Below are 228 nucleotides of genomic sequence, written 5' to 3' on the forward strand. Positions count from 1 at the left end.
CGAGGGAGCCCCCCAGCTTGTAAAGGAAGAAGGCCCCTTTCACAACGCCATTCTGGACGGTATGCTCCCGACTCAATTATCGGGATTCGACGTATGCGCGCAGCTGCGGGAAATGTACCCGAAAATGGGCATCATCATGCTGACCGCGAAATCGCAGGAGACGGACAAGGCCGAAGGGCTGGAGATCGGCGCGGCCGCTTACGTCACGAAGCCGGCCAGCCCGGTGGG

The 228-nt window shown here is 61.0% G+C and carries 1 protein-coding gene; it reads left to right on the forward strand.

The genetic code is table 11. The features are described 5' to 3' along the window. On the forward strand, positions 1-228 hold a 228-nt coding region (locus tag KVT34_RS31575; protein WP_217563426.1), incomplete at both ends, for a response regulator.

The organism is Paenibacillus sp. GbtcB18, from assembly GCF_019091125.1.
GTDB lineage: Bacteria > Bacillota > Bacilli > Paenibacillales > NBRC-103111 > Paenibacillus_F > Paenibacillus_F chitinolyticus.